A 19,713-nucleotide genomic window follows, 5' to 3' on the forward strand; every position below is an offset into this window, starting at 1 on the left:
TCAGGCCCCCTGTTGCACCCATATGGCGGCGCTGTGCTGTGCCTGTGAGTGCGATTGCCAGTTCGTTTCGGGCGCCGGACGCGGGGTCACGGGACCGACCGCGGGCAGGTGCACGGTGAACACGGTCCGCCCGGGCACGCTGTCGACGGTCACGGCACCGCCGTGCGCGGTCGCGACGGCCTGCACGATGGCGAGGCCGAGCCCGGTGGAGCCGGAGGCACGGGAGCGCGAGGAGTCACCGCGCGCGAACCGCTCGAAGACGTGCGGGAGCAGCTCGGGCGGGATGCCCTGGCCGTTGTCCTCGACGTCCACGCACATCCAGGGGCCGCGTCGCTGCACGCGCGCGGTGACGGTCGTGCCCTCCGGGGTGTGTTTGCGGGCGTTGCCGAGCAGGTTGATGAGCACCTGCTGGAGGCGGGCCGCGTCACCGGCGACCAGCGCCGGTTCGTCGGGCAGGTCCAGGCGCCAGTTGTGGTCCATGCCGGCCGCACGGGCGTCGCTGATGGTGTCCACGACGAGCGGGATCAGGTCGGTGTGCTCGAACTGGAGCGGCCGCCCCGCGTCGAGGCGCGCGAGCAGCAGCAGGTCCTCCACGAGCAGCGTCATCCGGCCCGCCTCGGACTCGATACGGCCCAGGGCGTGCCGGGTGTCGGGGCCGACCTGTTCCCGGCCGCGCCGGGTGAGTTCGGCGTACCCGCGGATGGAGGCGAGCGGGGTCCTCAGCTCGTGACTGGCGTCGGCCACGAACTGCCGTACCCGCATCTCGCTCTGCTGCCGGGCGTGCAGGGCGCCGTGGACGTGGTCCAGCATCCTGTTGAGCGCGGAGCCGACCTGACCGACCTCGGTGTGCGGATCGCACTCCGCCTCCGGCACGCGCTCGCTGAGGTTCACCTCGCCGGTGTGCAGCGGCAGTTCGGAGACCCGGGTGGCGGTGTTGGCGACCTTGCGGAGGGGGCGGGTGGCGAGCCCGACCAGCACGTAACCGGCGATGACGGCGGCACCGAGACCGGCGGCGGTGACGCTGATCTCTACGAGGATCAGGGTGTTGACGGTGCTGTTGACGTCATCGGTGGGCAGGGCGATGTAGTAGGAGTCGCTGCCGTCCCTGCTCGTGACGTACTGCACGCGGTACTCACCGAAGCCCGGGATGTCCACGGTGTGCGCGTTGTTGTCCTTGGCGACGCCGGCGAGGGCCGCCTTGGCCGCGGTGGTCAGGCTGCCCGCGGCCATTCCCTTGAAGTTGCCGTAGCTGTCCTTCTGCTGCTTGGCGACGGCGGCACTGACGATCTTCCCGCTCTGCACATACGCGGCGATGGTGTCGGGCTGCGTCGGGGCCTGCTTCACGAAGTTCGAGGCCTTGGCGCTCGCCGGAACCTTCTTGTCGGGCTTCTCCGGCAGGGCGCTTCCGGCCGACGGGGCCGTGCCCTCTGCCTTCGGACCGGCGTTTCCGACGACGCCCGGCGCGTTGTCCTTGCCGAAGCCGACCGCGCGCCCGGAGGTCTCGCGCAGCTTGCCGTCCAGCTGCTCGTACAGATGCGACCGCAACGCCAGAGTCGTCACCGTGCCGATCACCGCGCAGATCACGGCGATCAGCACCACCGACGCGACGACGAGCCGCGTCCGCAGCGTGCGCGGCTTGCCTGCTCGCCCTGCCCGCTTCTGCGCCCGCGGCCGTCGTCGCCCGCTCATGAGGCGGCGGGCTTGATCAGGTAACCCGCGCCGCGCCGGGTGTGGATCATCGGCTCCCGGCCCGCGTCGATCTTCCGGCGCAGGTACGAGATGTACAGCTCGACGACATTGGCCTGGCCGCCGAAGTCGTACGACCACACCCGGTCGAGGATCTGCGCCTTGCTGAGCACCCGCCGGGGGTTGCGCATGAGGAACCGCAGGAGTTCGAACTCGGTGGCGGTGAGGTGGATGTTCTCCCCGGCCCGCGAGACCTCGTGGCTGTCCTCGTCGAGCGTGAGGTCACCGACAACCAGCACGGAGTCGGACCGCCGGTCGGCCGCGCCGGACCGCCGGATCAGCCCCCGCAGCCGGGCCACGACCTCTTCGAGGCTGAACGGCTTGGTGACGTAGTCGTCGCCACCGGCGGTGAGCCCGGCGATACGGTCCTCGACGGCGTCCTTGGCCGTCAGGAACAGCACGGGCACGTCCGGCAGCTCACGGCGCAGCCGGCCGAGCACAGCCAGCCCGTCCATGTCCGGCAGCATCATGTCGAGGACGACGGCGTCGGGCCGGAACTCCCGCGCGGTCTGCACGGCACCCATGCCGTCCCCCGCGCTGCGGATCTGCCATCCCTCATAGCGCAGGGCCATGGACAGCAGCTCGGTGATCGACAGCTCGTCGTCCACCACAAGCACTCGGACGGGGCTCCCGTCCGGCCTCAGCAGTTCGGTGCGCCCCTGGGGCGAGGTCGTGGTCATGGTGAACACCCTGTCGGGGCCCCCTGAGAACACCCTTTCGGCAATCTGTGATTTCCCTGAGAAACACACAGGCACCTCTCAGGGAACCCCTGGGGAACTGCTTGTTCTACGGCTCGGACGGGACCGGTGCGCCACGGCTCGGCCGGGCTCCACCCGGCGCCCGCTCGAAGCTCCGGCTCTGCTCCACCCTGGCGATGTGCAGGGAGTACCGCTCGTACCAGTGCGCCCGGCCGTACTCCTTGGCCGCCCTGTGCTCCTCGTCGCGCCGCCACCGCTCGATGCCGGCCAGGTCCCGGAAGTACGCCACGGTCACCGACAGCCCGCCCGGCGTACTGGCCGAGTCCTCCCCCAGGAAGCCGGGGATCCGCTGCACCAGCTCCCCCATGCGTGAGGCGGTCTCGTCGTACCCGTCCCGGTCCGCGGCGGGGACGGACGTGAACACGACGGCGTAGTAGGGCGGTTCGAAGGCGGCGACAGGTGCGACAGATGCGACGGGCGCGACGGGCGCGACGGGTACTGACACGGCGCGTGCGACAGGTACGGACGCGGCGGGTGCGACAGGTACGTCAGGTGCGACACGGTGATCACTCATGTCCTCCACGATCGACGCACAGCGAGCCGTGCTCCACCCGGTTTGCCGAACGGGATCACCGAGGGATCCAACTCTTGACCTTCCGCTCCCCCCTGGCGTCAGAACAACTGGTCCTGAACCCCCGGCACCCCCTTGAACTCCCTTACCGGCACGGTGTTCCCCGGTGTCGCCCCCTCGGCCGGCACCAGCTCCCAGCCGGTCATCAGGCGGGTGTCCAGTACGACGACCCCCTGACCCTCCGTCTCCACATGAAGGTCCGGCCCGGCGGCAGCGATCAGGCGACCGCCCACCACCCCGCCCGCGACGAGTTCCCTCACCTCTCCCCTCGCGGTGGGCAGCCCCGCGAGGCCGAAGGTCCCGACGTGGTCGACCGGTTCGTACGGCGCCCGCTCCAGGGACTCCGGCCAGCCGCCCAGGGTCATCGCCCGGGCATGCAACTCGGCGATCTCGGCGGCCCGCTCGGGGGCCGACGCCGGCAGGGACGACCGTACGGCCCGCTTGTCGCCGTACGGAACACGGTCCGGCACCGAGAGCGCGGCCCGCAACAGCTCCTCGGTGCGCCGGGCCGCCATCAGCGGGCCGGTGCCGAGCCAGCTGAAGCAGACGGCGCCCTGTTCCAGCAGCCGCGCGGAGCCCCGTTCGTACGCCGTGATGCCGACCTTGACCATGCCGGGGCCGAACCAGGCCAGATACACCCGGTACGGCCGGGGGTCGTCCGCGAGGGTGTCGGCGGCCACCGAGTGCGCCCGGTCCAGCCGCGCGCACTCCTCGCAGCGCGCCCCGGTGCTCCGCCCCGACACCGCGGCCCGTGCCGCACACGCGTGCCCCCGCGCTCCCACACATGTCCGCACACCCCCCTCCGCGACCCCGAAAGCCACCCGCTTCCCCCAGGTCAGCGCACTGCGCCGCCCGCCGTCCCACCGCAGCACGGGTCCGTCGGCCGACCACCACAGCCCCGCGCACTTCCATGCCTGTGCCATCCCTCACGAGAGTAGGGGGCACCAATGACAACGGGGGTCGCCGAGGGGACGAGGGGCCTGATCAGCCGACCGACTCCGCGGGGACCTGCCCCGCCGCGACCCCGGTCCCTGTCCCGGCTTCGCTTCCGACCCCGGTATCGACCGCCGCGGCCCGCCGTCCTCCGCGCCCCGCCAGCCGGCACCCGACACACCCCGCATGTCCCTCCCGCGCGCCCGTGTCCCGCACCCGCATGCCCCACTCCGCACGCGGCCGGCGTCCCGGCGGCTTGCCCCAGCCGGACAGATGCAGGGCCCAGGTCACGAGGACGCTGACCGCGGTGACCGCGAGTCCGCCGGCGATCAGCGCGCCGGAGACCGTGCACACGCCCAGCCCCAGCACGGCCGTGCCCACCGTGGCTATGCCGAAGCCGGTCCACCCCGCGACCGTGTGCCCCTCGTCATACTGATGTGCGCTCACAGATCCTCCTGGACGAGTTCTCTCACCTCCTAAGAAATTTAGCGCAAAAACCTCTCACGCACTAAGAGAATCAGGATTCCGATGCCCGCCGAGCCCCGCCCCGCCGCCACCGCGGCCCAGGCACTGGAGGCGATGGACTTCTTCATCGCCACCGCCCACCTCGGCCAGCAGGAGATGGCCCAGCGGCTGGGTCTGAACGTCACCGACCTGCTGTCCTTCGCCTACGTCCTGAAGGCCGGCGAGGACCTCCTCACCGCGGGCGACCTCGCCGAGCACGCCCACGTCACGACCGGCGCGGTCACCGGCATCCTCAACCGCCTCGAACGCGGCGGCTACGTCACCCGCGTCCCCGACCCCGCCGACCGCCGCCGCGTCCGGGTCGCCGCGCGCCCCGACGCCGTGGCCAAGGTCGTCGCCCTCTACCAGCCGTACTACGACCGCCTCGACGCCGTCTTCGCCGAGTACTCCGCCGACGAGATCGCCGTACTCCACGACTGGTTCAGCCGTACGACCGACCTGGCGCTCGCATATATCGAGGAGCTGCGGGCGAAGGACGCGGAGGGGTAGGGAGGGGGAGGAGCGGGGCGGGACTTGGGGAGGGGGAGCGGCGGGTGGCGGGAACCCCCCACCCCGAGGGTGTAGCCAGCCCTACCCCCGGTTCGGGAGGGTGCTCTATCGATCCGGCGAGCGCGCGACGGCATCGTTGATCTCAGCTGATCCACCAGGGATCGAGCAGATCGCGAAGCCCCGCGAAACGCGTGAAGTGCGCGCGAAGCGCGTGCTGCTCGCGACAAGCCGGAGGGAACACCACCATGGAGCCGCAGACGGCCGACAGGACCAAGTCCCCGTCCACGCCCTCCCGTTCCTCCCAGGTCTCGCTGCCGGCCCCGGCGGCTCCCGGCCCGCTCGCCTCCTTCGTGCGCTTCGTCGTCTGCGGCGGCGGGATCGGCGTCCTGTCCAGCTTCGCCGTGCCGCTGGTGGCCATGACGATGCCGTGGGCGGTCGCGAACGCGGTGATCACGGTGGTCTCCACGCTCCTGTGCACCGAGCTGCACGCCCTGTTCACCTTCGGCACGGGCGGCCGCGCGGGCCTGCGCCGACACCTCCAGTCCTCCGGGTCGGCCGTCGCCGCGTACGCCGTCACCAGCGCGGCGATGTTCCTCCTGCACACGGTCCAGGCGGCCCCGAGCATGCTCACGGAACAGGCGGTCTACCTCACCGCCTCCGCTCTCGCCGGCATCGGCCGCTTCCTGGTGCTGCGCCTGTTCGTCTTCACCACGACCCGCAAGCCCCACACGGCGATCCGCCCCACCGCCCTCCCCCGCCCGCAGCTGTCCCGGCCCGCGGTGAGCGCGGCCTGCTGAAGCGCGTCACTCAAGCGGCCAGGTACCGCCGCAGAGCCTCCACCCCGTCGGACACGAACTCCCCCCGCCCGACCGCCTCCAGCAACTCGCCCTCCCCGAACCACCCGTACCAGTCGATCTCCGTCGGATCCGGCACGATCGCCCCGCGCACGACGGCCTCATGCACGCCCAGCCAGTAGGGGCTGATCTCCCCACGGCAGAGGAACTTGAAGACGTGCCGCACCGGCACCCCGAACACCCCCAGTTCCTCGGAGAGTTCACGGGCGGCAGCTTCCTCGTACGACTCGCCGGCCTCCGCGGCCCCACCGATCAGCCAGTTGTACTGCCCCGGGAACCGGGAGATCCCGTCCGGCCGCCGATGCACGAGTATCCGGCCGCGCGGATCACGGCAGACGGTGGTCGCGACCCGGTGCAGCCACCCTTTCTCGATGGCCTCCGCCCGCTCCACCACCCCGACGACGAGGTCCTCCTCGTCCACCCGGTCCACCAGCTCGCCCATGAGGACCACCATCGCAGAGGGGTACGACAGTGCCTTCGCGGAAGCCGCGTGGGTACGACAGTGCCCTCGCGGAAGCCTCGCCGGGAGGGGTGGCAACCCCCCGCGGGTACAGCTGGCCCCACCCCGGACCGGGCGGCGGGCCGCATGTCGCGGCGCCGGGATCGGGGGCATCGTAGAGCCATCGGATCCCGAACCCCGGATCTCAGATCCTCGGGCCCCGGCCCAGAGTTCACCGCACTCCTCCGGAAGGAACTCCCATGAGCCCGCTGCTGTCCTCCGCATCCGTACCGTCGGCCGAGATCGCTGCCGAGATCTCTTCCGAAGGCGAACTGGCCCCGCTCCTCACCGCCTGGGACCTGGCCCACCCGACGGCGGCCGACCCCGACTGGCGCCACCTGCTGGACGAGATCGCCCACCCGCGCACCACGGAGGCGTTCCACGGCCTCGCGTCGAGTGCCGCGTGAGATCAGACCAGTTGGTGTCGGTTCACTCCGCGTCGAGCTGGTGGTCGGCCCAGACGTAGCTCTCGGGCAGCAGGTCGGTGATGGGAACGCTTCGGACGCGGTCCTTCCCGCCGACGATGACGTCGAGGGCGGGGAAGTAGTCGAGCAGCGCCTGCCGGCACCGGCCGCACGGAGGAAGGACCCCCCGGTCGCGGTCGCCCACGGCGACAATGGTGTCCAGCTCGTAGACACCCTGCGCGGCCGCGGCCCCGATGAGGACGAGCTCGGCGCAGGGTCCGCCGGTGAAGTGATAGGCGTTCACCGCGGTGACGATCCGCCCGTCTTGGGCGCGCCCCGCGGCGGCCACGGTGTGGTTGTCACCCCGGCACCGGGTACGGGCGACGTCGGCGGCGGCCTGGACGAGTTCATGATCGACGGGGCGGGTCATGCGATCAACTCCCGGACCGCCAGCACGAGGTTGACCACGGCCGGCAGGAGAAAGACGCAGCCGAACCCGATCCACAGGACCCCGGCTGTCCGATGCCGACGGCTCGGGGCCGGCGGCGGCACCAGTCGATCGGCGGTCCTCATCGTCTCGCTGTGAGCCAGCGCGTGCCGCGCGGTGCGCCACTGCCGCCGTCCCAGCCCGATGAAGAGGACAGCGGCGGCGGCCGTGAAGGCAGCCAGTTGCAGATGCTCTCCCGGCGTCTCGGCACCGGCAAGCGTCATGGCGACGTACGACAAACCCACTCCCCCGAAGACTTACGGTCAGTGGATCACCTCACAAGGCGATGACCGTGTCAAACGAGTTGAACGACTCAACGCCTCCCCCGAGGAGCCCGGCTCTTGCGCACCACCCGCGCCCCCGATACAACCGTCTCGTGACGAGCGACTCGGGCCCGAAGGCCGGGTGGACCAAGGACAAGGCCGGCGCCACCCTCGCGGCCACCACCGGCTTCTTCCTCACTCTCGGCCCGGCTCTTGAGACGACGAAGCAACTGACCCAGAGACACGCGTACACGGCGGCTTCACTCGCCGGCCTGGCGGTTGCCGTCCTCGCGTACTGGATCGGGATGCGGGTGATGAGAAAGCTCCCCTGACGGCTCGCACCCGTCGAGTGGTGGACCAGAATGCGGCCATGGGACCGATGCAACCGGACATCACATGGCCGTTCCCTGCCGGGGTCTTCCCTTCAGGAATGCTGGCAGTGGTGCAACGTACGGTCGCGAAGGGGGAGTTCCCGGCACTGACGGTGATCCACGACGACGAGGACGACTGGCTCCTCTGCGACGGCCTCCATGATCCCAACGCGGACGGCGCCTCGATCCTGCTGCACATGAACCACGTACTGACCCAGGACCCGTCCCTCATCGAACTGGCCACCATGCCGCCGGGGCATGCCGCTGAGCGATCGAGCGGTGAGGCGCCGTGGGAGATCGGTCCTTGGGAGTACCCGAGCGACGAGGGGACCTGATTCGCTGCGCAGACCGGTTGCGGTTGCGGTTTGCGGTTGCCGGGGTTTATCGAAGAGCGCCGGCGTCACCACTTCCGCCACTTGTTTGTGATCTGGTACTTGCCGAGACCATGCCGAGAGGTCAGCGCGATGACGTCGACGCCGTGCTCGGTGAGCGACTGGTCGATGTAGTCGCACAGCAGCTCACGCTCGTCTGTCTCAAATGCCTGCCCCTTGTGGGCCTCGTCCACAGCGTTCAGCGCGAGGACAACGCGCTCCACCACACCCAAGACCCGCACATCATCCATCTGACCCGCGCCGACAAGGTCCCTTTCGAAGGCGTCGAGGGCGGCATCTGTCACCGTCAGCAGATGTTCAGGGAACAGTTCAGCCATGCACCCGCACTCCGGGTCCAGGGTCCCAGCGGCGAGTTCGTCCGCTTCCTCCGCAATGCCCTCGCGCCATACTGTCGTAGGTCTCTCAGCCATGAAGCGGACCGTACAGCGACAGTCTGACAATCCGGATGCATGGCCAGGCGCCCTTTCCCCACAGGGGCGTTCGCCTTCGGCCTCATGGGCTGTGACATGGGGAGTCGGAAGGCACGTGGTGCGTATAGGGGCCCTCGTGCGCCTCGCCGCGCAACCAGTCGGTGAGCCACTGCGCGAGTGATTGTCCGAGTGGTGCAGGGGCGTGGCGAATGCAGCACACATTGGGGTCCCAGTCCCACATCTGGCCGTCGGCCGTACGGAAGTCGATCAGCGCCCACATCGCGCAGCCCCGGTCCATCAGTGGGACGAGCCCGGACGGGAGTGCATCCCCGTCGGGGCCGCCGAACGCGTGGTAGGCCATGGTGATGTCCGCGCAGTCGCTGAACCAGTCGTCGGTCTCGGTCAGCGAGACCACCCGCCAGGGCCCGAAGCCACCGTTGGCGACTTCGAGATACATCCGCTTCAACAACTCGGGCATCGGATCGCCCACCACCCGCTCAAAGGCGGCAACACCCTCAGCGGATGCGGGCCCGGGCAGCCCTCGGTCGGCCACATGCGACCGGACCGCCAGGACGAGTTCGTCATCAGTCACCCCAGGATCCTCAGCAACGCGGGTCCCCTTGTCGATGCCGAGGCGCGGCAGGACCTGTCACTGAGCTTGGTAGCTGAGGTGAACTAGGGCTTGCTACGGGGCTGACCTGCGGTGGAGCGGTGTCGACGCTTAGTGGGCGGTCGTCTGGTGTCCCGGTGCACCCCGCAGTGCCCTACAGGAAGCGAGGGCGCGGGAATTCGGCCCCGTGAGCTGGTGAGGACCTGCCAACCCACTCACTCACAACTCCGGGCACAGAACGTTCGGACGTGCCAAGCTATGTGGACTGCACACCACATACGTGAGGGAGCGCATCTTGTCGACGGAAGTCCACGTTTCCATTACACCCCGAGGCATGAGTGTCCAGGAAGCGTATCGGCTTTTCAGGGACGATTCACTCCTGGTGAATCGACGGTATCAGCGAAAGCTCGTTTGGTCTGTCGCCGAAAAACAGTTGCTAATTGACAGCATTCTGGACGGCTACCCAATTCCTCTAATCCTCCTTGCCGAAAGGCCGGAAATTCACGGAAGCGGGAAATATGAGATCATCGACGGCATGCAGCGCCTAGACGCCATCTTTTCCTTCATTGAGCAGAAGTTCGAGTACAATGGAATGTATTTCGATCTAGGCCAAAGCGCTCGGGCACGCCAGGCAGCTGAAGCTGAGGCCTTCAAACCAGCCGAAACCGAGGTTCTTCTCCCCGCCGACAAGTGTGCAAATCTGCTCGATTATCAGCTGGCGGTCACTATCTTCCCGACTCAGACCGAAGGGCAAATCACAGACGTATTCAGTCGAATTAACTCAAACGGGCGCCAGTTGAGCGCTCAGGAGAAACGGCAAGCCGGAATGCTCAATTCCTTTTCTGAGCTCGTGCGAACGGTTGCCAGCTCTCTGCGGGGCGACGTTTCCGATGATGTGCTGCTTCTGCATGACATGCCCAGCATTTCTATCGAGTCATCTCGCGAGAAGCAGCAGTACGGGGTTCGAGCAGAGGACACGGTATGGATCCGGCATGGAATTCTCAACGTAAAGCAGTTGCGGGAAGGTGACGACGAACAAATGGTGGCAGATGTTGCGGCCTCCATCTTGTTCGGAAGCCCTTTTCCCGCCAGCAAAGAAGAGTTCGACGAGATCTACGACTCACAGAGCGACAAACATAAGCGCATCGAAAGGACTCTCGCCGCGTACGGTAGTCGGCGGTTGCAGGAGGAGATTCAGTCGACATTCTCCGTATTGACCGAGGTAATCGACTCTCAACTCCCAGGTCCGAATGGTCTTAGAAACTTGGTCCGCCCAGGGAGCGGCAACCCCATCCGAACGCCGTTCTATGCAATTTTCATGGCATTTTTCGAACTAATTGTTCGCCAGCAGAAATCGCCTGCCGATAACGCGGCCATTACAGCTTCCCTCAAGAATGTTGGACCTCGCCTTAAGAGTGCACGGCACTACACTTCAGCAGAAGAGCGCACTTCCAATATCGATACAATTACGGGACTGATCCAAAGGTACTTTGTGGATAGGGTTCCGCCCGTCTTTGGCCATGGTCCCGGGTTGGCCCTGGATTTCGAGAATTCTTTGCGCAGGTCCAGGATCGAAACCAGCCGATACGAATTCAAGCAGGGTGTCCTGAGGCTGGACAGCCGCCGGAAGTGGGATGATGCGCTTTTCGAGCGGCTGGCCGAGACGATTTGCGGGATCGCTAACGTGCAACGAGGGCACGAAGGCTACCTGTTCGTTGGGGTTGCCGATAAAGACGCCGACGTAAAGAGAATCGAAACGCTCGACTCTGTGATCTCGATGAAAGTCGGCCAGCACCACGTCGTAGGCGTAGACAGAGAAGCAAAGATTCTTAAGGTATCGCTGGACGCGTACGTGCAACGCTTCGTGACGAGACTTGCTCAGCAACCAATCAGCGAACCTTTGGCAACCCAAATCATGAGCGGTGTGGACACGATTGAGTATAAAGGCCTTTCGGTCATCAGGGTTTTGATTCCCGGCCAGAATGATCTTTCCTATTGTGGCGACCGGGTCTTTGTTCGACGAGGGTCTTCTACGGAAGAAATCACCGACTTCAGGAAGGTCGCCGCGCTCGTGAAAGGATTTAGCTGAGAGCGGGCAGCCAGCAAATACGCCGGTGTTGAGTGGTCTGGTTCCGACCTGTTGATGCTTCGTTGTCACATGGCGCTCGTAGGTGGCGGCGGTGTCATCGAACTGGGACCTGCCTCCGAGTTGGTGCAGATTGCCATAGCGCCGGTCCACAACGATGGGGCCGGTGCCAAACCCCAGGTCGCGAGTCTGGTGGGTCAGGACCCACGTGGAGTTCTGGCGGAGGAACTCCCAGCCGAAGGGTGCTCGCTGATGCTGATGGCGGCGGCGCGATGATTCCGTGGACTTGCTCGGCTGCTCACGAGGTGGGGTGGTGGGTTACTTCTGCAGTACGGGTGCCCAGTCGCTGCAGGGGTCTCTTGGTGGTGCCAGCGTAAAGAGCCGGCTGTCATGGCGCCGACTCAGTGGCGGGCTAGGGCGATGCCGGTCAGGTCGACCGCCCAGCGGACCTCTCTCGCCAGTGCAAGACTCGTTCAAGCTGGCCAGAATGACGGCCCCATCGTTGCTGTCCTTCTTGCACTAGAGGGTGGTTCCGGTGCCGTCAAGGGCCACTCAAGGCGTGGTGCTTGCTGGCATCGATACCGGGGCTCATGAACGGCGTGCTTTGGGGCTCATTTGCGTCTCATTGGCCTCGGCCTTCGGAGGGCGTTCCGATTCGGCTCGAGGGCACGCCGCCATCAGCTCCGTAAGCAACGACTGATGCGCGGGCGAGATCCGTTCCGCCAGGTCCCTGACCGCTACCGCGAGGAAGTACATGCACGGCAACACCTACGAGAAATGCATAACACTGCACAACGAGGCTGCTGAGGGTTCGGTTGCAGCCCTGTCATCGCACTGCTCAGCCTCTTTTTCCTACTGCCCCGACTCGATCGTGAAGTCTGCTCGCACCCCGCTGTCGTACATCTCGTACAAGGGCTCGGTACGGCTTTACATCGCCCCGCACCTGGGCACGAAGCGCTCGACAAACTGACCGTTCGAGACGTCCGGGAGTGGCCCAGGCTGGCCGACGTATGCCAGTGCTGCCGCAGGGCAAGGGCGCCAAGCGGTCCAAGGAGCAGCAGCGTTCCTGTGCCATCGGGAGTCTGTGAGGCGTCCCTGTCCCGGCGCGTGGTTCAGGCTGCCCGCGATGCCCTGCGAGCCGCACTCCCCCACGCCGTGAGCGAGGAGGAGATCAGATAGAACGTGGCCTCCCTGGTCAAGGTCCCGAAACGTCGTCGTGGGATCAAGCCGTGGTCCATCGTCGAAGCGGGCCGCTTCCTCGCCCATCCCCTGGCCCGTGGAGATCCGCAGTTCGCGGCCTGGGTCCTGGTGCTCTACCTCGGCCTCCGCCGGGGTGAAGTCCTGGGCCTCTGGAAGTCGATCGACTTCCAGACAGGTGAGTTGTACGTGGAGTACCAGATCCAGCGGGCGGGACGTCAGATCCTCCACCGCGAGACCAAGACGGAGGAGCCGGACGGTTCGCCCTGCGCGCCCGCCGTGCCGTCCTCCAAGTGCCCGTTTCGAAAGGCCCGGCACATATGCAACGCGCTCGTGGTCGCCCGCAAGGGACTCAGCGCATCGCAGATCGCGATGACGAACGGAGGTCTATGCGGAAGCGAGCGAGGAAGAAGGGCGGTCAGGAGGCTGTCTCAGGCGATGGGTTAGTCCGAAACACCCCGCTATGCGTCAAGCACCCGCCGCACAGCCGCCAGTCGCTCTCGGGCCGCGTCGAGCCACCCGGTCCTGAGGTCAACCGGGACACGGACGGAAATCTGCGTGCTCGGTGCGTCGTGCACCTCGACGACGTACGGGTCCTCGGTGATGAAGGTGAGGTACGCCGTGCGGCCCTCGGCGGGCCAGTTGGCGGCGAGGACGTCATCGGATTCGTCGGTGTCGGCAGCTCTTTCCCCGACTGTCTCCAGCAGCGCTGCCCAGTCGTCGAGATCGCCGACGGCGAAGCCCGTCCGCACGACCGCATTCACGAAGTCACTGCGGATGACAATCTCGGCGTCGTAGTAGCCGTAGCGCGGAGTCGGGGACAGGAGCCGGACCGCAACGCTCTGCACACCGTCATCCAGGACGATCAGGTCCAGCGGTTCGCCACTCCCGGTCACGCTTCCTCCCCCGCTGCCGTACACCACGACAAAGCCCCTCCGGGATGATCCCGGAGGGGCTTTGATCTATGTGCACTCGGCAGGATTCGAACCTGCAACCTTCTGATCCGTAGGATCGGGCAGGCCGCCTGGCGGGGGCTCCGCTTTCCGCACAGATGATTGCTAGTGGTCGTGATCACTAGCCTCTGTGTGACGTCGTTGCCGTCAACGTTGCCGTCAGTTCCGTACGCGGACACTGACCAGAAGCATCTCGGAGCGGGTGTAGGGCCTCAGGCCCAGCCCAGCTGGGGGTTACTGCCTTCCCTACTAGTACCAAGGCACCTCGCTCCGCTCCCCGCGCGAGGCATGAGCGCCGGCCAGCACCTCGCACCTCAGAACAACCTGGTTCCCAGATGAGTCCGCCAAACTTGGGGCGAGCACACTTTTAAACCTCACCCACGCTCTGACGCGCCCCGAGAAGGCCAATATCACAGTTCCGTGTTCCACTAGACTTATGGGCGGTCTGGGACCAGAGGTAAAAAATTTCCGTTACCTCACTTCACTCATGCCGCTAAAATCCTCGCCGAAGGATTCAACTAGGCGCTCGATTAGCAATTGGCGCAGACTCATTTCTCCGACGAGCCCTTCGGCAAGCATCAAACACAGAACTCTACTTAGGTGCGACGCAGCAGGATGAACTGCCCGAATGCCCTCTGTGATAATTTCACGGTCAGAAGCGTCTAGCAATTTCAACACGTGATCACTCAGAGACCACGCGTCGGCCCTAGAACTCGGGTCACCGAAGACTGCAGCCACGAGTAGGCTAATACGTCGCGCTTCAGGAGAGAGGTTCTGAGGCGACTGCCAACGATATTCCGGCTTCCGAGGAAGTTCGACCTTCTCAGAACTCGTCTTAAGAGCAAGACGTCCCAAACCCCAACGCTCAGGGTTCTGTCGCCACAAGGAAAGAATGGCACTCACTCGCTCCCGAGTTAGTGACAGATAGCTCTCGCCAGCGAAACGTCCTGCAAAATCCAGACAGTCCCCCCACGCAGGGATCGACTCCGGCGGAATATATTCAGCCCACCCCAAATGCACGTAGCTACCCTGACAAGCGTCCTCAAGTACCAGTTGAGTCGCACACGGGCCGACTTCATCCAAAATATCTCGCCGCGTATGCGCAGCCACCCAGAGCATGGTGAGCAACCACGAGGCAAACGCCCCGCGAACTCCGGTTACCGGCGAATCAATCTCAGCGTAGTCTTTGAAGATACCTTTCAAAACATCAATACCTGGAGAACCGTCAGGGAGCACCATATATGACCCGCTTGCGGAGCCTAGGGGATAAAATTCTCGCCCGTTTTCAAAGTAGCCCTTCATATCGTTGAACATGATGCGCCAATCGATATGCCCGGTCCATGAAGCCTCTAGATGGTCCCATTCTTGGACGTCACCGTACTCTCCTGCTTCAACAGCCTGCGCAGCTTGTGCGATGTTTGGTTCTTCTCGGAGTACCTGTGTCACGACCCAGGGCAAGGAATTCTCGATCGCCCGAATATCCTGTGGTCGATTTGCAGCTGATCGAAGGAACTCGGCCAGAGAAGCTGCGTCGGGATCTAGGAAGAACTTTCCGAGTTCATGGACGAGCGTGAGCTTAGGGGGATTGAAATTAGATAGACGAACCCATGGAGCATTTGACTCTCTGATTGAGGTAAGCCGACCAGAAAATCCGAGGGGATCTACCTCCGCTGATGAAGGAACTGCATTTTTGGGATACCTACGTACTGCAGCTCGAAATGCCCTAGCCCACTGGGGTTCATCAGGTGATTTGCCATTTCTAGGGACGGAGCGAGCCTTACGGCCTGCATCTCCAACGATGGCCTGAACCACTAGCGGCAATGGAGCATCTAGTAGGCAATCCTGAGTCAATACACGGAGCTTCACATTATCCGTAGTGTAGGCAAGCGTCATGAGCTGATACTTGGATCGATCTGTCAATTTCTCATAAAGAGGAATGATGAAACTTTCCAGAGTTTCACGAGACTCATTAGACAAATCTGAGCGAACCGTCAGAACGCTTAGGCAATACAGCAAACTGAGATCGTCCGTTTTGGCTCTCCCATGCAATTCATCCTCAGCTACTTGGACTACAACACCAGTCATATCTGCCGGAATACATTGCGGCACGCGGCGAACATCAGAGTCTGGTGGAAGCCGCAAGAGCGCCGCTGCTTGGTCTGTTAGCGATTGTAGGTGGATCGGCGACCGAACCATTCCGTCGGAGAGGATCGCGACGGAAAGTCGCGATCCGGCTAGAATCGCCTTCTTTACCTCCCCATGCTCGATTGAATGACTGTTTAGCTCCGAAACCAGAGAAATAACGGTCTCCCGCAGATTCTCGCGCCGTGAAAAAATATGCCCCAGAGCGAAGAGGAGAGTGTTACGCCAGTGTGAGCTGGAAGCGATTAGTCGAAGCGTGTCAGGAATTTGATTTTCAGGGCGCTGCATAATTCCTTGAGCTGCCCAAAATTCCTGAAGTGACCTGATCTCGAAACCGACTTCATCGGACCTACTTGAAACCAGGAAAACTAGTCTATCCGTAGCTGCCTGAATTACCTGCTTACATAGTGCAGCCAGCGAGTCGCCACGATGCCCCTCTGTCTCCAGACGATCCCGTACAATCTGACGGAGCTCCTCCACGGAAAGCGTTGAGTGTGTTTCACCAGAGTTTTCACTACGGGTTTGCAGTAGGAGACCTACCCGCGCATGGATCGCATCGACATCAGAACGGCGATCACGCAGCAGCGAGCTAGCCTGACTGTGCTTTTCGAGTTCCCTCTCATAGATAACTCGATAATAGTCAGCAAATAGGTTGTACCTGTCTTTTGGAGCTTGCCCAACTCTCTCCAGCAAGACTGCCAGGATAGTCACTTGTAGTGGGGTGGTCATCAATCGTGATGTAGCTGGCTCAACGCATGCTCGGTCCAGCCTTTCGATAAGCTGATCCGTCCTGTCGCTATCGAGACCATGCCGGGCAATAGCCAACTTTTTTCCGTAGCTCATCGCAATATCTTTGCTCAGAGCGGTGAGATGTAGGTGGTTGTAGTGTTGTGGAGAAAATTCGTCAGTATATCCTTGCGGGCGGGTCGTCGCTACGACAAAGACATCACCACCGACTGATGCCGACTCGATTAGAAAGTCGTCAATCAGGGAAAGGATTTCACTCCGATTGCTAGCGGCCGGAACCTCGTCAAGGCCATCGAGTACTACAAACCATGGATAGGTGGCGAGCCACTTGCGCAGTTGGTACGCCGTGATCGAAATGGTGGTTTTAGCAGAAATCGCATTAGCGAGATAGTCGAGGACAGAGTGAGCTTCCCCTCTGGCTACGGCATCTGCCAGCCGGGTAAGCTGAATATTTACGGGCCAACGTCGGTTCCTAGGACGTGTCAAACCTTCCTGTTCCATTAGGCTAAAGATTTTGTCGCATGCGACCTTCACTTTCCCGAACTTCGCCTCAGCAGTGTCAACTACGAGCGCAGCGCGGTACATCTGACACGCGAATTGCGTGATGGTTGTTTTTCCTTGACCTGGACCTGCAACGAAGACCAGCCTTTGACTATTACTAGTACCCCTTACCGATCCACGACCTTCTTTCAGTGCCTCACCCTGATCGGCGGCATTGATGATTGAGCTCAGTGCTTTCAGAGAGGTTCTTGATCTTGCCTCTTCGACACCAGACCATGGCTGATATGGAAGATCGATGAAGATTTCAGCCAGAGCGACACTTCGATCGTCGGTAGATCCAGCCTGGTCAAGATTAACGTACCGACCCCTGAGCAATTCCTTTGCGGTAAAGGACTTAAGGGCATCAGAGACATTCGCTGCAGAGTCGTCCTGGTCTGATAGCACCTGCGCTAGGACATCGCCTGGCGTAACCCACGATGCGTAAGAAATGCGAATATCTCTATTATTTGCCAAGAAGGTTGAAATAGTGTCAGAGTGCCAGACGAGCCATCCGATAAAACCCATCTTTTTGGCATGCCTCTTCAGGCATTCATCAACTCTGTCGATCCCGCCATCGCTTTGCGGGGAGAGTCTCACGTTGGTGGAAACGACGTAGTATGCAGGAATTCTCCTCCCTGCCTCCTTCCTTTTGACCCACCCTTCCATCTCTTTGTCGACTTCCCGAATCAGCCATGTCGCATTATCCTTAGGGTCGCTAAGCACTTCTTTGTGTTTAGCTTGGATTACTCCGTATCCATCCCAGGAATGCCCGTTGGTGCTGATCGGGACCGGGCCGTCGAATGTGGCCTCACGGCCTCCATCAGCGCCCGAGCCGAAGACGCCTACTCCGGCTCCGAGCTCAGCAACGGCGATGGATTGGGTTAGATGTTCGAATTCTCGACTGTCAAGACCGCTCAGGTCGAATCGCATGTGCACCATGGTGCCGTCTTTATGCCAGGCTGTCATGGGTTTGCCGCTGCCCGTGCTTCTGTTTCTAGATGCCCGTACAGCGGGGCTCACACCAGTGGCAGTGCGCCGACTCAACCGAGATAGGGTCGCTCGTGGTGCTCCAGGAAGTGACGGATCCTGAGCCGTTGCGTGTGGTGCATCGGCAGCTGATCGATTTCCTCCGGCTTGACGAACCTCAGCTCCGTGGACTCATCCGAGATAGCAAGCCGCCCGTCGACCACACGAGCGGTGAAGCAGACGTTGAACTGTCGACGCACCTCACCATCCGTGTAAGCGATGACGTGGCGAGGGTCGGTGTAGGTCCCGACGAGACCGGTGATCTCCACGTCCAGGCCCGTCTCCTCCTTCACCTCACGGACGGCAGTGCCCGGCAGGGAGTCCGTCATTTCCATGCCGCCGCCAGGCAGCGCCCAGAGATCGTTGTCCCGCCGGCGCTGTAGGAGGATGCGTCCCTCGTCGTCAGTGACCACTGCGGACGCGGCAACGACCAGACTGTTGGGCTTGGGGGCGTCCGGGTCGTCGTAGTACTCAGTGCGTGCCATGATCACTTCTCTCGTACTGGCTTCGCGGTCGCCCACACTGCATCAAAGCTGTCAGCGTAGGTCTCGAACATGCCGCCTTCCCCAATTCGGCGCAGGTGCCACACGGGGGCCCGGTAGGCGTTCACGCCCCAGACGTGGGCGTTGACCAGTGCCTGGTCATCGGCCCGATAAATCGAGTTGTAGAGCGTCGTGGCATGGGTCCGTACCTCGATGCCCTGCGTCCCAATAAGCGGGCGATAGTGCATCAGCGCGAGACGGCAACGTGACTGGATGCCGTGGCCGAACTTCTCCTCGTCGCCGCGCTGTTGGACGTTCGAGCTCTCCGCGTCGCCGAGCGCGATGCGGACCGTGCAGCCCTCGGCCGCTCGCTCCTTCAAGAGCTCGTTGAGTCTCGGGTACGCCTCGTGCAGGAAGACGGCGGCGTACACCAAGACGTCGATCTGCTCGCGCGCCTGGGTCAGCAGGTCCACGAAGGTGGATACGGGGATGTCCGCCCGCTGGTCGTAGAGAGCCACAAGTTCTGGGCTGACGGCGCGGGCGGGGCGTGCCTGCCTGAGCGATGGCCATAGAGCGTGCACGTCTTCTCCTAGCGTTTCTGCTGCCAACATGGCTGTGGCACGACGTGGCGTACGCCCCAGGTTGACCCATCGTTCGACGGACTTGGGATCGACTTCGACCCTGCCCGCGAGGGCGTTGTACGTCCAGCCACCGGCCGCCATGGCCGCACGTAGTCTCTCGTTTGCCATTTCAATCTCTCCTAACATCCGGGGACGGCACTAGGGACGTTCTACCCGACGCGGGACGTCCTGAAGTGGGGATTGTCGGTGGTTCCGACGTCCTGGTGGTCGGCACGAAGCTCGGGTGCATGGCGAGCAACCAGCAGACCAGGCCAGGCATCGGCGAACTGGCGAAGGACAGTGCCAGCAGACGCATCGGCGTCGTCATGGGTGAGATCGGCGGTCGCGTGCAGATGCGGCCAATCCCTGGAGGCAGGGAGTGGGACGCCATGCCGGACAACGTCGTCGCACTCAGCGCTCGGGCAGAACTCAGCGCCCGCCTAGCAACGAGGAACGGCAACAGTCGGGTCGGGCTGTGATGCGCGCCGTCGGCCGGTATGCCGGGGTCCTGTTCATCATCTGCATCAGCGGCTCGTGCGGCTTGGTGATCGGCATGGCCCTCGGTATCGGCCAGTACTAGACCGGCCGCCCCGAGCGGGTGCCACGTA

21 protein-coding genes and 1 pseudogene are annotated in these 19,713 nt (G+C 63.7%); 8 read left to right on the top strand and 14 right to left on the bottom strand.

Features of this window, described 5'->3' with window-relative positions; all coding sequences use genetic code 11:
- The 5 genes from AC2XR2_RS22035 to AC2XR2_RS22055 all read right to left on the bottom strand — a co-directional run bounded on the left by AC2XR2_RS22035 (nt 1) and on the right by AC2XR2_RS22055 (nt 4,455).
- Nucleotides 1–1,689 (bottom strand): ATP-binding protein, encoded by a 1,689-nt coding sequence (locus AC2XR2_RS22035; protein WP_381303145.1) that lies wholly within the window; start codon nt 1,687–1,689, stop codon nt 1–3.
- Entirely contained in the window at nt 1,686–2,426 is a 741-nt protein-coding gene (locus AC2XR2_RS22040; protein ID WP_330265850.1) for a response regulator transcription factor, read from the bottom strand. The genes AC2XR2_RS22035 and AC2XR2_RS22040 overlap by 4 nt, the downstream gene beginning before the upstream one ends.
- A gap of 106 nt (nt 2,427–2,532) precedes the next feature.
- Nucleotides 2,533–2,949 (bottom strand): antibiotic biosynthesis monooxygenase family protein, encoded by a 417-nt coding sequence (locus AC2XR2_RS22045; RefSeq protein WP_491516072.1) that lies wholly within the window; start codon nt 2,947–2,949, stop codon nt 2,533–2,535.
- Between the two features lie 167 nt (nt 2,950–3,116).
- Complete coding sequence (locus AC2XR2_RS22050; RefSeq protein WP_381303147.1) at nt 3,117–3,998, bottom strand: DUF2797 domain-containing protein; 882 nt, start codon at nt 3,996–3,998, stop codon at nt 3,117–3,119.
- 61 nt (nt 3,999–4,059) lie between these two features.
- Entirely contained in the window at nt 4,060–4,455 is a 396-nt protein-coding gene (locus AC2XR2_RS22055; RefSeq protein ID WP_491516073.1) for an HGxxPAAW family protein, read from the bottom strand.
- 81 nt (nt 4,456–4,536) lie between these two features.
- On the opposite strand from AC2XR2_RS22055, the gene AC2XR2_RS22060 reads away from it, so the two are divergent.
- Both AC2XR2_RS22060 and AC2XR2_RS22065 read left to right on the top strand, forming a co-directional pair.
- Nucleotides 4,537–5,022, top strand: coding sequence for a MarR family winged helix-turn-helix transcriptional regulator (locus AC2XR2_RS22060; RefSeq protein WP_381303149.1), 486 nt, complete (start codon nt 4,537–4,539; stop codon nt 5,020–5,022).
- A gap of 245 nt (nt 5,023–5,267) precedes the next feature.
- The gene (locus AC2XR2_RS22065) at nt 5,268–5,819 is read left to right on the top strand and encodes a GtrA family protein (RefSeq protein ID WP_491516074.1); all 552 of its coding nucleotides are present in this window, start codon (nt 5,268–5,270) and stop codon (nt 5,817–5,819) included.
- A 10-nt stretch (nt 5,820–5,829) separates the two neighbouring features.
- Here the strand turns inward: AC2XR2_RS22065 and AC2XR2_RS22070 are convergent, their stop codons facing one another.
- Nucleotides 5,830–6,318 (bottom strand): NUDIX hydrolase, encoded by a 489-nt coding sequence (locus AC2XR2_RS22070; protein WP_491518479.1) that lies wholly within the window; start codon nt 6,316–6,318, stop codon nt 5,830–5,832.
- Nucleotides 6,319–6,575: 257 nt separating this feature from the next.
- Between AC2XR2_RS22070 and AC2XR2_RS22075 the strand changes: the two genes are divergently transcribed.
- Complete coding sequence (locus AC2XR2_RS22075) at nt 6,576–6,782, top strand: hypothetical protein (RefSeq protein WP_381303151.1); 207 nt, start codon at nt 6,576–6,578, stop codon at nt 6,780–6,782.
- Nucleotides 6,783–6,804: 22 nt separating this feature from the next.
- Here the strand turns inward: AC2XR2_RS22075 and AC2XR2_RS22080 are convergent, their stop codons facing one another.
- A complete protein-coding gene (locus AC2XR2_RS22080; RefSeq protein WP_491516075.1) occupies nt 6,805–7,209 on the bottom strand; it encodes a cytidine deaminase family protein in 405 nt (134 codons plus the stop codon).
- Nucleotides 7,206–7,505, bottom strand: a complete 300-nt coding sequence (locus AC2XR2_RS22085; protein ID WP_491516076.1) for a hypothetical protein — start codon at nt 7,503–7,505, stop codon at nt 7,206–7,208. Before AC2XR2_RS22085 ends, AC2XR2_RS22080 begins: the two co-directional genes overlap by 4 nt.
- A 137-nt stretch (nt 7,506–7,642) precedes the next feature.
- Here AC2XR2_RS22085 and AC2XR2_RS22090 point away from each other — a divergent pair, with 137 nt between their 5' ends.
- Nucleotides 7,643–7,861, top strand: a complete 219-nt coding sequence (locus tag AC2XR2_RS22090; protein ID WP_391198433.1) for a hypothetical protein — start codon at nt 7,643–7,645, stop codon at nt 7,859–7,861.
- A gap of 107 nt (nt 7,862–7,968) precedes the next feature.
- Entirely contained in the window at nt 7,969–8,235 is a 267-nt protein-coding gene (locus tag AC2XR2_RS22095) for a hypothetical protein (RefSeq protein ID WP_491516077.1), read from the top strand.
- A 65-nt stretch (nt 8,236–8,300) separates the two neighbouring features.
- Here the strand turns inward: AC2XR2_RS22095 and AC2XR2_RS22100 are convergent, their stop codons facing one another.
- Both AC2XR2_RS22100 and AC2XR2_RS22105 read right to left on the bottom strand, forming a co-directional pair.
- Complete coding sequence (locus AC2XR2_RS22100) at nt 8,301–8,609, bottom strand: hypothetical protein (RefSeq protein WP_491516078.1); 309 nt, start codon at nt 8,607–8,609, stop codon at nt 8,301–8,303.
- Nucleotides 8,610–8,784: 175 nt separating this feature from the next.
- Nucleotides 8,785–9,294 carry an SMI1/KNR4 family protein gene (locus AC2XR2_RS22105; RefSeq protein WP_381303158.1) on the bottom strand — a complete coding sequence of 170 codons (510 nt, stop codon included), beginning with the start codon at nt 9,292–9,294 and terminating at the stop codon, nt 8,785–8,787.
- 352 nt (nt 9,295–9,646) lie between these two features.
- On the opposite strand from AC2XR2_RS22105, the gene AC2XR2_RS22110 reads away from it, so the two are divergent.
- Together AC2XR2_RS22110 and AC2XR2_RS22115 are read left to right on the top strand one after the other, a co-directional pair.
- Nucleotides 9,647–11,401 carry a GmrSD restriction endonuclease domain-containing protein gene (locus tag AC2XR2_RS22110; RefSeq protein ID WP_491516079.1) on the top strand — a complete coding sequence of 585 codons (1,755 nt, stop codon included), beginning with the start codon at nt 9,647–9,649 and terminating at the stop codon, nt 11,399–11,401.
- Between the two features lie 739 nt (nt 11,402–12,140).
- A pseudogene (locus tag AC2XR2_RS22115) lies at nt 12,141–13,124 on the top strand (hypothetical protein); the annotation flags it as partial.
- Here AC2XR2_RS22115 and AC2XR2_RS22120 read toward each other — a convergent pair.
- The 4 genes from AC2XR2_RS22120 to AC2XR2_RS22135 form a co-directional block, all read right to left on the bottom strand.
- Nucleotides 13,057–13,491, bottom strand: a complete 435-nt coding sequence (locus tag AC2XR2_RS22120) for a DUF5959 family protein (protein WP_491516080.1) — start codon at nt 13,489–13,491, stop codon at nt 13,057–13,059. The pseudogene AC2XR2_RS22115 and the gene AC2XR2_RS22120 overlap by 68 nt on opposite strands.
- A 528-nt stretch (nt 13,492–14,019) precedes the next feature.
- Nucleotides 14,020–17,907 carry an NACHT domain-containing protein gene (locus AC2XR2_RS22125; protein ID WP_491516081.1) on the bottom strand — a complete coding sequence of 1,296 codons (3,888 nt, stop codon included), beginning with the start codon at nt 17,905–17,907 and terminating at the stop codon, nt 14,020–14,022.
- Nucleotides 17,908–18,017: 110 nt separating this feature from the next.
- Entirely contained in the window at nt 18,018–18,488 is a 471-nt protein-coding gene (locus tag AC2XR2_RS22130) for an NUDIX domain-containing protein (protein WP_491516082.1), read from the bottom strand.
- Nucleotides 18,489–18,490: 2 nt separating this feature from the next.
- The gene (locus AC2XR2_RS22135; RefSeq protein ID WP_491516083.1) at nt 18,491–19,234 is read right to left on the bottom strand and encodes a DUF5919 domain-containing protein; all 744 of its coding nucleotides are present in this window, start codon (nt 19,232–19,234) and stop codon (nt 18,491–18,493) included.
- Between the two features lie 119 nt (nt 19,235–19,353).
- Between AC2XR2_RS22135 and AC2XR2_RS22140 the strand changes: the two genes are divergently transcribed.
- Entirely contained in the window at nt 19,354–19,584 is a 231-nt protein-coding gene (locus AC2XR2_RS22140; protein WP_491516084.1) for a hypothetical protein, read from the top strand.
- Nucleotides 19,585–19,713: the final 129 nt, after the last annotated feature.

Source organism: Streptomyces sp. LS-MS-L19, assembly GCF_058382285.1.

Coding starts and splice junctions, on each gene's coding strand:
- AC2XR2_RS22135 (WP_491516083.1), bottom strand. CDS start 19,234: ATGGCAAACGAGAGACTACGTGCGGCCATGGCGGCCGGTGGCTGGACG.
- AC2XR2_RS22065 (WP_491516074.1), top strand. CDS start 5,268: ATGGAGCCGCAGACGGCCGACAGGACCAAGTCCCCGTCCACGCCCTCC.
- AC2XR2_RS22110 (WP_491516079.1), top strand. CDS start 9,647: ATGAGTGTCCAGGAAGCGTATCGGCTTTTCAGGGACGATTCACTCCTG.
- AC2XR2_RS22100 (WP_491516078.1), bottom strand. CDS start 8,609: ATGGCTGAACTGTTCCCTGAACATCTGCTGACGGTGACAGATGCCGCC.
- AC2XR2_RS22040 (WP_330265850.1), bottom strand. CDS start 2,426: ATGACCACGACCTCGCCCCAGGGGCGCACCGAACTGCTGAGGCCGGAC.
- AC2XR2_RS22070 (WP_491518479.1), bottom strand. CDS start 6,318: ATGGGCGAGCTGGTGGACCGGGTGGACGAGGAGGACCTCGTCGTCGGG.
- AC2XR2_RS22140 (WP_491516084.1), top strand. CDS start 19,354: ATGGCGAGCAACCAGCAGACCAGGCCAGGCATCGGCGAACTGGCGAAG.
- AC2XR2_RS22125 (WP_491516081.1), bottom strand. CDS start 17,907: ATGCGATTCGACCTGAGCGGTCTTGACAGTCGAGAATTCGAACATCTA.
- AC2XR2_RS22080 (WP_491516075.1), bottom strand. CDS start 7,209: ATGACCCGCCCCGTCGATCATGAACTCGTCCAGGCCGCCGCCGACGTC.
- AC2XR2_RS22130 (WP_491516082.1), bottom strand. CDS start 18,488: ATGGCACGCACTGAGTACTACGACGACCCGGACGCCCCCAAGCCCAAC.
- AC2XR2_RS22035 (WP_381303145.1), bottom strand. CDS start 1,689: ATGAGCGGGCGACGACGGCCGCGGGCGCAGAAGCGGGCAGGGCGAGCA.
- AC2XR2_RS22050 (WP_381303147.1), bottom strand. CDS start 3,998: ATGGCACAGGCATGGAAGTGCGCGGGGCTGTGGTGGTCGGCCGACGGA.
- AC2XR2_RS22060 (WP_381303149.1), top strand. CDS start 4,537: ATGCCCGCCGAGCCCCGCCCCGCCGCCACCGCGGCCCAGGCACTGGAG.
- AC2XR2_RS22075 (WP_381303151.1), top strand. CDS start 6,576: ATGAGCCCGCTGCTGTCCTCCGCATCCGTACCGTCGGCCGAGATCGCT.